This window comes from Rhodococcus sp. ENV425, from assembly GCF_002887785.1.
Classification (GTDB): domain Bacteria; phylum Actinomycetota; class Actinomycetes; order Mycobacteriales; family Mycobacteriaceae; genus Rhodococcus; species Rhodococcus aetherivorans.
Map to the genome: position 1 here is coordinate 100,319 of NZ_PCZU01000283.1, position 11,403 is coordinate 111,721.

Below are 11,403 nucleotides of genomic sequence, written 5' to 3' on the forward strand. Positions count from 1 at the left end.
CCCTCGGTGAACCAGAATCTGGTTATTAACGCTTGTTCACCAAGTACAGCACGCCCCCGCCCGGGCGTCAACGCCGGAGTTCAGGCGGGGCGGTATCCGAGCAGGTTGAGCGCGTACCGGCCGTAGTCGTCGGCCACCTCGGCCGCGCCGAGCGGCCCGTCCGGGCGGAACCACAGCGGGATACCGGCGCACATCGTGAGGACCGCGGTCACGGCCTGGTGCACGTGCGGAACATCGAAAATCCCTATCCGGGAACCCTGTTCGGCGATCTCGACGAACAGCTGCTCCTGCGCGTCCCGCGAACCGACCACCCGCTTGCGATCCACCTCGCCGAGATACCGGAGCTCGGTGTTCGCCACCAGGCACTCACGCGGATTACGGGCGGTGAACAGCGCGTGCGCCACCACGGCGGCCCGCCAGCGCTCGGCGGGATCCGTACCCGCCTTGCGCAGCGCGTTGCGCGTGGCGGTGAATTGCTCGTCGCTGGCCGCCCGGAGGATCTCGACGAGCAACTCCGACTTGTTCTCGAAGTGGTTGTAGACGTTCGCAGCGCTGCAACCAGCACGATTGGCGATGGTGCGCATCGTCGCGCCGTGGAAACCGGCCGCGAAGAACTCGTCGAGCGCCGCGTCGAGGATCCGGTCCCGGACGCCCATCAGGGTCGTGCCCGATCGAGTGTTCATGAGATGGAGGGTAGAGGCCCAGGTCGGGACCAGCAAGAAGCCGGTCTTGACGGTGCGGTTGCCGCCCGTCTATGGTCCACCTCACATGAACATGCGTTAACCACTTCTTCGGAGGGCGCACCTGTGACCACCATCCCCGACATCACGCTCACCGAGCGCATCACCCGCCTCGAGGACCTCGAGGCGATCCGTTCGCTCGACGCCCGCTACTGCCGTCACCTCGACGACGGCGACTGGGACGCCCTGATGGACCTGTTCACCGACGACGGCGAGTTCGACGGCCTGTCCCATCCCCGCGGCAAGGCCGAGATGCGCGAGTTCTTCGCCGGCCTCGCCGCCGGAGGGCTGACCACGTTCTGGCACTTCATCACGAACATGGAGATCGACCTCGACGGCGACCGCGCCACCGTGCGGTCCTTCCTGTGGCAGCCCTGCGTGACCGACGGCGCCCCCGCCATCGCCGCCGGCCGCTACACCGACGAGGTGGTCAAGGTCGACGGCCGTTGGCGCTACCGGGTCAAGCAGGTCCGCTTCCACTTCTTCGGTCCGCTCGAGCAGGGCTGGGACGAGAACCTCTTCGCGCTGGAGACGGCACGCCGGGCGGCGGTGCGGCCGTGACCGAGTTGCAGACCGGAACGCAACCGACCTGGAGCGCGATGCTCTCCCTGCCCGAGGTCGTCGAACTGCGCCGCCGCCGGCGCACCGTCACCAACTCCCTCGGCGCCCTCGCGATCACGCTCTTCGCGTCCTTCCTCGTCGGCTTCGCCTACTTCCCCGAATTCCTCGGTGACACCGAGCTCCTCGGAGTTCCCCTCTCGCTGTGGGTCGTGTTCTCCCAGTTCGCCGGGACGTGGGTCCTCGTCTACGCCTACTTCCGGCTCACCCGCATCTACATCCAGCCCGCCGCCGACGCCGCCGTCGCGGCCGTCCTCGAGAACCAGGAGCGTGCGGCATGACCGGCGACGCCGACTACCTCGCGATCGCGATCTGCGCGGCGGTGATCTCGCTGACCCTGTGGGTCACGTTCGCCGTGTCCCGGCGGGCCCGCAGCGCCGACGGATTCTTCGCCGCCGGCCGCTCGATCTCGAGCTGGCAGAACGGCTTCGCGATCGCCGGTGAATTCATCTCGGCCGGAAGCTTTCTCGGAACCACCGGCCTGATCTTCTACAAGGGCGTCGACGGCGCCGTCATCCTCTGCACCTCGGTGATCTCGTTCCTGCCCGTGCTGTTCCTGCTCGCCGAGAAGATGCGCAACGTGGGCAAGTACACCCTCGCCGACGTACTCGTGTTCCGCACCGAGGCACGCAGCGTGCGGGTCGTCGTGGCGTTGAGCACCATCGCCACCGGCACCTTCGTGTTGCTCGCGCAACTCGTCGCGGCCGGGGTGCTGCTCGAGTCGGTCTCCGGTATCCCGTTCTGGCTGTCCGTCATCGTCGCCGGCACCCTCATGGGCATCTACGTCTTCGTCGGCGGCATGCTCGCCACCACGTGGGTGCAGGTCATCAAGTCCACGATCCTGTCGGTCCTCGCGATCGTGGTCGGGCTGGGCATCCTCGCGCAGTTCGGGTTCAGCTTCCCGAAGGTCCTCGACACCGCGACCGAGCACGCGGTTGCGGGCGAGGCCGTCCTGTCCCCGGGCCTGATCTTCGGGCAGACCAGCGCGCTGAACCTCGTCTCGTACTCGCTGGCGTTCGCGCTCGGCACGGCGGGCATGGCGCACATCCTGATCCGCTTCTTCACCGTCCCCGAGGCGAGCACCGCCCGACGCTCGCTGGGCTGGACCGTCGCGCTGTGCAGCATGTTCTACCTGATCGTCATCGTGATGGGCTTCGGCGCCGCAGCCCTGCTGGGGGACGGCGGCGCCGATCGGGTCGGCGCCGGCGGCAATCTCGCGGCGCCCGTGCTCGTCACCGAACTCGGCGGGGGCGTGGGCACGATCGGCGGCTCGATCGCCCTCGCGATGGTCGCGGCGGTCGCGTTCGCGAGCATCGTCGCCGTTGTCGCCGGCGTGGTGATCTCCGCCGCGGGCACCTTCGCCCGCGACATCTGGCCGGCGCTGACCCGCAAGCCGCCGGTGGACGAACTCGACGTCACGGCGCGCACGCGCGAGGAGAACGCCCAGGCCCGTGTCGCCCGGTTCGGTGCGGTGGCGTTCAGCGCCGTCGCGATCGGGCTGACCATGCTGATCGGCGACGACACGAACATCACCTACTTCATGGGAATGGCGTTCATGGTGGCCGGCAGCGCCCACCTGCCGTCGCTGGTGCTCAGCCTGAACTGGCGGCGCTTCAACAGCACCGGTGCCGTGTGGGGAATCCTCACCGGCCTGGTCTCGACCATCGTCAGTCTCATGCTCACCGAGGCGCTGTGGCTCGGCAGCGGCCCGGCACCCCTGACGATCCAGCTTCCGGTGATCGTCACCATGCCGCTCGGCCTTGCCGCGTGCGTCGTCGGCTCACTCGTGGCCGAGAAGCGACGCGGACGCTCCGCGCACGAGGACGAGAAGTTCGCCGAGATGCTGGTGCGCGCGGAAACCGGGATCGGGGCCGAGGTCGCGACCGCCCACTGACGACGACGCAGGCGGGCACCCGCACTCGGCCAGGTCCGAGCGGGGTGCCCGTCGCGTCGCCGTCGTCAGGGCAGGTCGAACAGCGTCGGATGGTCCTGCTGCGCCTGTTCGGCGAGCACCGCGCCGTGTCTCTCGCACATCTCGCGTGCGATGTGTTCGGGGCACGCGAGTTCGCGACCGATCTGTTCCCAGTCCCACCCGGACGCGTGCAGTTCCCAGGCGACGCGGCCGTCTTCGTCCCAGAGTGCCGACATGGCCCGATACTGCTCCGTGTCGAGCGCACGGCCAACGACATTCGTGCGCGTGTCGCGGATCGGGCTGCCGTCCCGCGACCGAAAGTGCTTCCCGCGCTCGTACGGACGCGCGCGGGAAGCACCGCCGCGCGCGGACGTCTAGTCGAAGGTCATGCCGGCGTCGGTGCCCTGCTGCATGGTGGTGTTCGCCCCGTCGAGGGATTCGCGGATGATGTCGGCATGACCGCTGTGGTGGGCGGTCTCCCGGATGATGTGCAGCAGCACCTTTCGGGCGCTCCACCACTGTCGCTCCGGCGCCCACGGCGCGGTGGGCAGCGGCACCTGCAGGTCGAGGTCCGCGAGGCCGGCGACGAAGGCCTCCGTCTGCTCCGCGATCGCCTCGTACCGCTCGAGCAGGCCGGCGACGGTCTCGTCGTCGCGCATGTAGTACTGCTCCATCGCGGACTCCATGTCGAACTCGGCGGTGTCGTCGAGTGTGCGGATCGTGTCGATCCAGTGCTGCTCGGTGGTCGAGACGTGCTTGAGCAGCCCACCCAGGGTCAGGTCGCTGACGGTGCTGCGGGTGCGGGCCTGCTCGTCGTCGAGGTTGCGGAGGGTGATCAGAAACATCTTCCGCTGCTCGGCCAGCATGTCGAGGATGTCGGCCCGTTCTCCGGAGAGGGTCCGCTCGGTCATGTCGCTTCCGCCCTTCGTGATGTCGATTCTGCGGCTACGACTACGACGGTAGGGACGAATGCGGACAGTTTTGGTCCTCGATAGGTGACCGGAAATCAGGTGGCGAAGAAGACCGCACCGGTCACCGGCACGAGCGTCAGGAACAGGACCGACAGGACGAACAGCGTGATCGTCAGCTTCCTGTTCCATCCGCCGCGCGTTCCGCTCGCGGCGAGCACGAAGAGCACGAATCCGACGCAGATGGACACGATGCCCACGATCACGGGTGTCTCGATCATCTGTTCATCATCCATCTGTTCGTCATCGCGGAGGGCCGCGCACCGCGCCCACGGTGGGCGGCGTCGGGAACGGCGACGTCCCCGACGCCGCCCGTGCTCAGCCCGGGCAGTGGATGGTCACGTGGCCGCATTTGACGGACGCGCTCGCGGTGGCGGCGTTCGCGGCGCCTGCGGTGCCGAGGACGACGGTGAACAAGGTCGCGACGACCGCGACGGTGGTGCGGATCCGGGTCTTCATGGCAGCCTCCTGAGGGTGGTGAGAAACGGGGTTCGCCCATCGTCGGCCGCCATCCGGGTCCTCGACAGGCACCCTGTGGTGCCGATGCGGCCACCCCGGATCGCCTTCGGAGCGCAGGACCACCCCCGAGGCGGATCATGAAGCCATGACGACCGCCCCTTCCGCGACGACCGTTGCGACCATCGCCGAGGCCGCCGAGCGCACCGGTCTGACCACCCACACCCTCCGCTATTACGAGCGCGACGGCCTCATGCTGCGTGCAATCGGCCGCTCCTCCTCCGGCCACCGGCTCTACACCGAGGACGACCTCTCCTGGGTGGTGCTGCTGACCCGGCTGCGGGCGACGGGCATGCCGATCCGCGAGATCCGCGAGTACGCGGCCCTCTGCCGGGCCGGCGGCGGCAACGAACAGGACCGCCTCGCGCTGCTCCGCGCGCACCGGGCGCGGGTGCTCACCCAACTCGACGAGGTGACCGAGCACCTCGCCGCGATCGACGGCAAGATCGACATCTACCTCTCCCGGACGAGCGGCCGCGACGACGGACCGTGCGAGAGCGCTCGCGCTTGACTTCGAGCGCGCTCGAAGGTCTTGACTCGACGCCATGACCACGAACAACACCTCCCGGCCCCCACTCGGCACCCGCACGCTCGGCACCGCGTCGCCGCTGACGGTCTCGGCGATGGGACTCGGGTGCATGGGCATGTCCGAGTTCTACGGCACCGGGGACGAGGCCGAGGCCGTCGCCACCATCCGCCGGGCCCTCGAGCTCGGCGTGACGTTGCTCGACACCGCCGACATGTACGGGCCGTTCACCAACGAGAACCTCGTCGGCCGCGCCGTCGCGGATCGCCGCGACCGCGTCGTCCTCGCGACCAAGTTCGGCAACGAGCGTGCCGAGGACGGCACCCGCCTCGGCATCAACGGCCGGCCCGAATACGTCCACACGGCCTGCGACGCGTCGCTCCGCCGCCTCGGCGTCGACCACATCGATCTCTACTACCAGCACCGCGTGGACAAGACCGTGCCGATCGAGGACACCGTCGGCGCGATGGCCGAACTGGTGCAGGCGGGGAAGGTCCGCCATCTGGGTCTGTCGGAGGCGTCCGCGGAGACGATCCGCCGGGCCCACGCCGTCCACCCGATCACCGCGCTGCAGACCGAGTACTCGCTGTTCACCCGCGACATCGAGGACGAGATCCTGCCGGCCCTGCGTGACCTCGGCATCGGGCTCGTGCCGTATTCGCCGCTCGGGCGCGGCATCCTGACGGGCGCGATCACGGCGCCGTCCGATCTCGAGAGCTCGGATTCTCGCCGCACCGCGTATTTCCCGCGATTCCAGGGTGCGGCGCTGGAGGCGAACCTGGCGCTCGTGACCGCCGTCCGCCGCCTGGCCCGGTCCAAGAACTGCACCCCGGGTCAGCTGGCACTGGCGTGGGTCCTCGCCCAGGGCGACGACGTGGTCCCCATCCCGGGGACGAAGCGGGTGCGTTTCCTCGAGGAGAACGTCGCGGCCGCGGCCGTGTCGCTCACCGCGGACGAGCTGGGCGCGATCGAGTCGGCGGTACCCCGGGAGGCGGTCGTGGGGGAGCGCTACGGGGACATGTCCAGCATCGACGGGTGAGCGACGCGTCGCCCGCTGGGTACGGTCGGCGGGCGACGCCCAGGCCGCCCCTCCGTGCAAGCGGTTACATGCAGCTTGACAAAGCGATGTAACCGCTTGCACAGTGGGTGGACCCCACACCCGAGGAGAACCCATGGCGACGCTTCGCGAGGTCGCAGCGCGCGCCGGCGTCTCGACCGCCACGGTCTCACGCGTGTTCTCCCGCCCGGAGGCCGTCAGTCCCGACACGCGCGCGAAGGTGTTCACCGCCGCGGAGGCACTGTCCTTCACCCCCAACCCCACCGCCCGCTCGCTCGCCCTCGGCCGCACCCACAACCTGGGCTTCCTCGTCCCGGACATCCGCAACCCCGTGTTCGGCCCCGCCGTCGAGTCGGCACAGGACCGGGCCCGCGCGCGCGGCTACTCCCTCTTCGTCGCGGCGGGCGAGGGACGGTCCGCGGACGAGCTGGACCTCGTCCGCGCGATCGCCCGGCAGGTCGACGGACTGGTTCTGATCGCCCCGCGCATGTCCGACACCGACCTCGAGGACCTCGCACGGGTCACGCCCGTCGTGCTCGTCAACCACACTGCCGGCGATCTGCCCGCCGTGCTGCTGTCCTCCGACGACGGCATGGTCGAGGCCGTCGAGCATCTCGCCGACGCCGGGCACACCGCCGTCACCTACCTCGGCGGCCCCGAGTACTGGCTCGCCCAGCGCCGCCGCCTCGCCGCCTTCGTGGAGGCCTGCGCCGGCCGGGGCATCACCGGCACGGTGCTCGGCCCCCTCGAGCCCGACTTCGTCGTCGCGGGCCGGAAGGCGGCCGAGGAACTGGTCGGCACCGGGACGACGGCCATCGTCGCGTACAACGACCAGGCCGCCGTCGGCCTCATGCAAGGATTCGCCGAGCACGGACTGCGGGCGGGCCGCGACTACTCCGTCGTCGGATTCGACGACTCGTGGCTCTGCGCGATGACCTCGCCGCCGCTGACCACCGTGCATCTCGCGTTCGACGAGGCCGGCGTGACTGCGATCGACCTGCTGTGCGACGTCCTCGAGGGAAAGACCACACCCCGCGCTGCGCCCGTGGAACTCGGCACCCACCTCGTCGTGCGCTCGAGCACCGTGACCGCCGGCCTGCCCGTCGGCTGACAGACCCGACCGGGAGATGCCCCCGGAACACGAAGAAAGCAAAGGAGATTCGTCCATGACCTCGGTGCTCGTCCTCAACGGCCCCAACCTCAACCTGCTCGGCACCCGCGAGCCCGGCGTGTACGGCGCGCAGACCCTCGAGGACGTGGAGACCCTGTGCCGCAACGTCGGCAAGGAACTGGGCGTCGACATCGACTTCCGGCAGTCCAACCACGAGGGCGTCCTCATCGACGCCCTCCACGACGCCGGCGCCGCGGTCGCCCGCGGGGAGTCCCTCGGGGTGGTGTTCAACGCGGGCGCCTACACGCACACCTCGGTGGCCCTGCACGATGCGATCAAGGGCGCCCACGTACCGCTCATCGAGTTGCACATCTCCAACGTCCATGCCCGCGAGGGGTTCCGCCACCACTCCTACATCTCCCCGGTCGCGTCCGGGATCATCGTGGGTCTCGGCGTCGCCGGCTACGAGTGGGCGCTGCGCGCGCTCGTGGCCCAGCGCACGGCGCAGGCGTAACCGGCGCCCCCACACCCCGAGACCGGTCCCCTCGCGCGCGACCCGCGGCGAGCCACCCCTGCCGATACCGGTGTGCGGGGCGAACCCGCCCTCGCGCACCGGTCCCCGATTCCGAGTCCGCCCGCACAGGCGGCACCGTGGAGGAGCCCGACCATGACCCACCCCCGTCCTGGGACCAAGCGCGCCAAGGCAATCGCCACCGTGTGCCTGTCCGGCACCCTCGAGGACAAGCTCGTCGCCGCCGCCCACGCCGGGTTCGACGGCATCGAACTGTTCGAACCCGACCTGATCGGCTCCCCGCTCACCCCCGCGGCGGTGCGCGAGCGCTGCGCCGAACTCGGGCTGAGCATCCCGCTGTATCAGCCCTTCCGCGACTTCGAGGCCGTCCCGGCCGAGATCCACGCCCGCAACATGCGCCGCGCGCGGCACAAGTTCGACGTGATGGAACAGCTCGGCACCGACCTCGTGCTGGTGTGCTCGTCGGTGTCGCCGCACACCGTCGACGATGTCGATCTCGCGGCCGCGCAGCTGCGGGAACTGGCGGATGCGGCAGCGCAGCGGGGCATGCGGATCGCCTTCGAGGCGCTGGCGTGGGGCCGCCACGTGAACACCTGGCAGCGCTCGTGGGAGATCGTGCGCCGGGCCGATCATCCGGCCCTCGGGCTGTGCCTCGACAGCTTCCACATCTTCTCCCGCACCAAGGACGTCGCCGGCATCGCGGACATCCCGGGCGAGAAGATCTTCTTCCTGCAACTCTCCGACGCACCGGAGATGGACATGAACGTCCTGCAGTGGAGCCGCCACTACCGGGTGTTCCCGGGCGAGGGCGAGTTCGATCTCGTCGGACTCGTCGGGCACGTCCTCGCGGCGGGTTACACCGGGCCGCTCTCGCTCGAGGTGTTCAACGATGTGTTCCGCCAGGCGGCGCCGGTGCCGACGGCGATCGACGCGATGCGCTCGCTGCTCGATCTGGAACTGCGGCTCGACGGTGACCCCAACCCGGTACAGGTGCGCGGGCACGCGTTCACGGAGATCGGAACTCCGCCCACCGCTGCGGAGCCGGTCCGTGCGGCCCTCGCCTCGCTCGGCTTCACCCACTCGGGGCAGCATCACAGCAAGCCGGTGGAGCTGTGGGAGCAGGGGGATGCGCGGGTGCTGGTGAACACCTCGAACCCGGCCCACAGCGCGGCCGAGGGCGCGGCCGTCACCGCTCTGGGGATCGAGGTCGCGGACGTCGGCGCCGTCTCCCGGCACGCCCACGAGCTGCTGGCACCGCAGCTGGCGCGGGTCGTCGGCCCGGGTGAGGCACCGTTGTCCGCAGTGGTCTCCCCGGACGGCACCGCCCTGTTCCTGTCGTCGCGGAGCGACGGCCCGGCGAACTGGCGCAACGACTTCCGCCCCACCGGCACGACGCCGACGACGGCGGTGGGCGTGCGGTGCACCGAGTACGTCGCGCTGACCCAGGCCTACGACCGATTCGACGAAGCCACGCTGTTCTACCGGTCGGTGCTGGGCCTGACCGACGCCGAGGCCGCCGAATACGCGGGACCGTTCGGCTTGGTGCGCAGCCGCGTCCTCGCCACGGACGGTTTCGAGGTCGGCCTGGTCGCACCCGTGCTCCGTCGCGGCGAATGGGCACCGGGCGTGCGGCACCCCCAGCACATCGCGTTCGGTGTCGATGATGCGGTGGAAGCCGCTCGCGCCCTGCATGATTCGGGAGCGCCGGTGCTCGAGATCCCCCGCAACTACTACGACGATCTGGATGCGCGCCTGGCTCCGGATCCGGAAATGCTTGCCGCCCTGCGGGAATACAACGTGCTCTACGATCGGGACGAGGACGGCGGCGAGCTGTTCCAGGTGTTCACCAAGGTCGTCAGTGCCCGGGTGTTCTTCGAACTGGTGCAGCGGCGCGGCGGCTACCGGGGTCACGGCACGGTCAACGCCCCGATCCGCATGGCCGCGCACGCGGCCGCACGACGCTGACCCACTGCTACCGGGCGCCACCCACCGCGCTCGCCAGCGCCGCGAGGGTCTGGGCGCTCGTGTAGTGCGGCTGCCAGCCGAGCTGCGTCCGGGCCCTCGTCGTGTCCATCACGACGGACGTGCGGCCCGTGTGGATCCACTCGACCATGGAGGGCAGGAACGGCAGCCGCGCCACCACGGCCGACGCGGCCGTCGCGACCGACGCCGGGACCCGGATCGGCCGGGCGCCGAGCGCGGCCGCGACGTCCGACAGCGACACCACCCCGTCGCCGGCGATGTTGTACGCGCCGGGCGGCCCCTCGGACGTCACGGCGGCGACGACGGCACTCGCGACGTCGTCGTGGTGCACGAGCTGGAGCGGATGACCGGGGTCCGGGAACACCGGGCGCGGCAGGGGCAGGGCGCCGGCGACCTTCCGCACGGCCCCGGGCAGATGCCCGGTGACCTGCCGCCACGGCATGGCATCGGCCAGGGCGGTCGCGTGCGGCCCCGCGACGATGCAGGGCCGCAGCACGAACACCTCGAGGTCCGATCCGCGGGTGACCTCGTCGAGCACCCGCTCGAGTTCGGCCTTCTGTTCGGAGTAGTAGTGCTCGTGCGAGCCACGCGTGGGCACGTCCTCGGAGAGCGGGGTCGGATTGTCGGGGTGGTATCCGTACGCGGCGACGGACGAGGTGTACACGAGACGCCGCGGCCGGGCGGCGGCAACCGTCGCCTCGAAGACGTTGCGGGTCCCGGCGATGTTGATCCGGTGACTCTCGGCGCGCGAGCCCATGATGACGAAGGCCAGGTGCACGACGACGTCGGCCTCCGCGACCAGGGCGTCGACGGCGCCGCGGTCGAGGATGTCGCCCTGCCGGTACTCGGTCTTGGTCCAGCCCTGCCGGGCAGGATCGAACGGGCCTCGCGCCATGCCGAGGATCCGATCGATGCGCGGGTCCTGTTCGAGGGCCGCGACCGCGGCCCTGCCGATCTCGCCGGTGGGGCCGGTGACCGCAACCGTCGTTCCCATGGGATCCCCTTCGCTCGTGACGCCGTCCGTGCGATTCATACCGCGTTCCCGGGCCGGCCGGGGGCAAACCACGGTCCGGCTCGTGCGGTTAGACTCACCGCCACTGCGGACGGGGGGCGAACGGTGGGCGACGGCGGGTTGACGCAGATCGGCGACGGGGTGTGGGCGGTTGTGCGGACGCCGGGCGGCTGGGGAGAGGCGAACACCGGTCTCGTCGTCGATGCGGGCACGGCGTCGCTGGTCGTGGACACCGCGTGGGACACGCGGCTGGCGCGGCGGATCGCCGAGGCACAGCAGCTGCTGGTGTCGCGGGCACCGATCACCGAGGCCGTCAACACCCATTCCGACGGCGACCACTGGTGGGGCAACGACACGCTTCCGGCGACGGCCCGCATCACGACGAGTGCGGCCGCGCTGCGCGGCATGCGCGAGGATCTCCCTCCCGC

General features: G+C 70.2%; 15 protein-coding genes. 9 read left to right on the top strand and 6 right to left on the bottom strand.

The window, feature by feature from the left end:
* Positions 1-80: 80 nt before the first annotated feature.
* Complete coding sequence (locus CQZ88_RS27090) at positions 81-683, bottom strand: TetR/AcrR family transcriptional regulator (RefSeq protein ID WP_029546592.1); 603 nt, start codon at positions 681-683, stop codon at positions 81-83.
* Positions 684-806: 123 nt separating this feature from the next.
* Here CQZ88_RS27090 and CQZ88_RS27095 point away from each other — a divergent pair, with 123 nt between their 5' ends.
* Genes CQZ88_RS27095 through CQZ88_RS27105 form a run of 3 tightly spaced genes read left to right on the top strand, consistent with a single transcriptional unit; the run spans position 807 to position 3,252 of the window.
* Positions 807-1,301, top strand: coding sequence for a nuclear transport factor 2 family protein (locus CQZ88_RS27095; protein WP_006941715.1), 495 nt, complete (start codon positions 807-809; stop codon positions 1,299-1,301).
* Positions 1,298-1,639 (top strand): DUF485 domain-containing protein, encoded by a 342-nt coding sequence (locus tag CQZ88_RS27100; RefSeq protein WP_006941716.1) that lies wholly within the window; start codon positions 1,298-1,300, stop codon positions 1,637-1,639. The genes CQZ88_RS27095 and CQZ88_RS27100 overlap by 4 nt, the downstream gene beginning before the upstream one ends.
* A complete protein-coding gene (locus CQZ88_RS27105) occupies positions 1,636-3,252 on the top strand; it encodes a cation acetate symporter (protein WP_006941717.1) in 1,617 nt (538 codons plus the stop codon). The genes CQZ88_RS27100 and CQZ88_RS27105 overlap by 4 nt, the downstream gene beginning before the upstream one ends.
* Before the next feature lie 65 nt (positions 3,253-3,317).
* On the opposite strand, the gene CQZ88_RS27110 is transcribed toward CQZ88_RS27105, so the two are convergent.
* The 4 genes from CQZ88_RS27110 to CQZ88_RS30095 form a co-directional block, all read right to left on the bottom strand.
* Complete coding sequence (locus CQZ88_RS27110; RefSeq protein ID WP_003938775.1) at positions 3,318-3,506, bottom strand: hypothetical protein; 189 nt, start codon at positions 3,504-3,506, stop codon at positions 3,318-3,320.
* A 138-nt stretch (positions 3,507-3,644) separates the two neighbouring features.
* On the bottom strand, positions 3,645-4,181 hold the full coding sequence (locus CQZ88_RS27115; protein WP_050036084.1) for a DinB family protein: 537 nt from the start codon (positions 4,179-4,181) through the stop codon (positions 3,645-3,647).
* Between the two features lie 95 nt (positions 4,182-4,276).
* Positions 4,277-4,459 carry a hypothetical protein gene (locus tag CQZ88_RS27120; RefSeq protein ID WP_006941721.1) on the bottom strand — a complete coding sequence of 61 codons (183 nt, stop codon included), beginning with the start codon at positions 4,457-4,459 and terminating at the stop codon, positions 4,277-4,279.
* A 97-nt stretch (positions 4,460-4,556) separates the two neighbouring features.
* Positions 4,557-4,697: a hypothetical protein gene (locus tag CQZ88_RS30095; protein WP_006941722.1), complete on the bottom strand. Its 141-nt coding sequence runs from the start codon at positions 4,695-4,697 to the stop codon at positions 4,557-4,559.
* Positions 4,698-4,842: 145 nt separating this feature from the next.
* On the opposite strand from CQZ88_RS30095, the gene CQZ88_RS27125 reads away from it, so the two are divergent.
* The 5 genes from CQZ88_RS27125 (at position 4,843) to CQZ88_RS27145 (ending at position 9,945) form a co-directional block, all read left to right on the top strand.
* On the top strand, positions 4,843-5,265 hold the full coding sequence (locus CQZ88_RS27125; RefSeq protein WP_102800567.1) for a MerR family transcriptional regulator: 423 nt from the start codon (positions 4,843-4,845) through the stop codon (positions 5,263-5,265).
* 112 nt (positions 5,266-5,377) lie between these two features.
* Positions 5,378-6,319: an aldo/keto reductase gene (locus CQZ88_RS27130; RefSeq protein WP_231386039.1), complete on the top strand. Its 942-nt coding sequence runs from the start codon at positions 5,378-5,380 to the stop codon at positions 6,317-6,319.
* A 133-nt stretch (positions 6,320-6,452) separates the two neighbouring features.
* Positions 6,453-7,448 carry a LacI family DNA-binding transcriptional regulator gene (locus CQZ88_RS27135; protein WP_006941725.1) on the top strand — a complete coding sequence of 332 codons (996 nt, stop codon included), beginning with the start codon at positions 6,453-6,455 and terminating at the stop codon, positions 7,446-7,448.
* Positions 7,449-7,503: 55 nt separating this feature from the next.
* On the top strand, positions 7,504-7,962 hold the full coding sequence (gene aroQ / locus CQZ88_RS27140) for a type II 3-dehydroquinate dehydratase (RefSeq protein WP_006941726.1): 459 nt from the start codon (positions 7,504-7,506) through the stop codon (positions 7,960-7,962).
* Positions 7,963-8,115: 153 nt separating this feature from the next.
* A complete protein-coding gene (locus tag CQZ88_RS27145; protein WP_102800568.1) occupies positions 8,116-9,945 on the top strand; it encodes a sugar phosphate isomerase/epimerase and 4-hydroxyphenylpyruvate domain-containing protein in 1,830 nt (609 codons plus the stop codon).
* A 7-nt stretch (positions 9,946-9,952) separates the two neighbouring features.
* On the opposite strand, the gene CQZ88_RS27150 is transcribed toward CQZ88_RS27145, so the two are convergent.
* Entirely contained in the window at positions 9,953-10,957 is a 1,005-nt protein-coding gene (locus CQZ88_RS27150) for an NAD-dependent epimerase/dehydratase family protein (protein ID WP_102800569.1), read from the bottom strand.
* A gap of 123 nt (positions 10,958-11,080) precedes the next feature.
* On the opposite strand from CQZ88_RS27150, the gene CQZ88_RS27155 reads away from it, so the two are divergent.
* Positions 11,081-11,403 (top strand): MBL fold metallo-hydrolase (locus CQZ88_RS27155; protein ID WP_146034377.1); only part of this gene is annotated, 323 nt, incomplete at its 3' end.

Bases quoted from the DNA above. Each gene is read 5' to 3' on its own strand.
- CQZ88_RS27120 (WP_006941721.1), bottom strand. From the start codon at position 4,459: ATGATCGAGACACCCGTGATCGTGGGCATCGTGTCCATCTGCGTCGGA.
- CQZ88_RS27130 (WP_231386039.1), top strand. From the start codon at position 5,378: ATGGGACTCGGGTGCATGGGCATGTCCGAGTTCTACGGCACCGGGGAC.
- aroQ (WP_006941726.1), top strand. From the start codon at position 7,504: ATGACCTCGGTGCTCGTCCTCAACGGCCCCAACCTCAACCTGCTCGGC.
- CQZ88_RS27105 (WP_006941717.1), top strand. From the start codon at position 1,636: ATGACCGGCGACGCCGACTACCTCGCGATCGCGATCTGCGCGGCGGTG.
- CQZ88_RS27150 (WP_102800569.1), bottom strand. From the start codon at position 10,957: ATGGGAACGACGGTTGCGGTCACCGGCCCCACCGGCGAGATCGGCAGG.
- CQZ88_RS27145 (WP_102800568.1), top strand. From the start codon at position 8,116: ATGACCCACCCCCGTCCTGGGACCAAGCGCGCCAAGGCAATCGCCACC.
- CQZ88_RS27115 (WP_050036084.1), bottom strand. From the start codon at position 4,181: ATGACCGAGCGGACCCTCTCCGGAGAACGGGCCGACATCCTCGACATG.
- CQZ88_RS27090 (WP_029546592.1), bottom strand. From the start codon at position 683: ATGAACACTCGATCGGGCACGACCCTGATGGGCGTCCGGGACCGGATC.
- CQZ88_RS27125 (WP_102800567.1), top strand. From the start codon at position 4,843: ATGACGACCGCCCCTTCCGCGACGACCGTTGCGACCATCGCCGAGGCC.
- CQZ88_RS27135 (WP_006941725.1), top strand. From the start codon at position 6,453: ATGGCGACGCTTCGCGAGGTCGCAGCGCGCGCCGGCGTCTCGACCGCC.
- CQZ88_RS30095 (WP_006941722.1), bottom strand. From the start codon at position 4,697: ATGAAGACCCGGATCCGCACCACCGTCGCGGTCGTCGCGACCTTGTTC.
- CQZ88_RS27110 (WP_003938775.1), bottom strand. From the start codon at position 3,506: ATGTCGGCACTCTGGGACGAAGACGGCCGCGTCGCCTGGGAACTGCAC.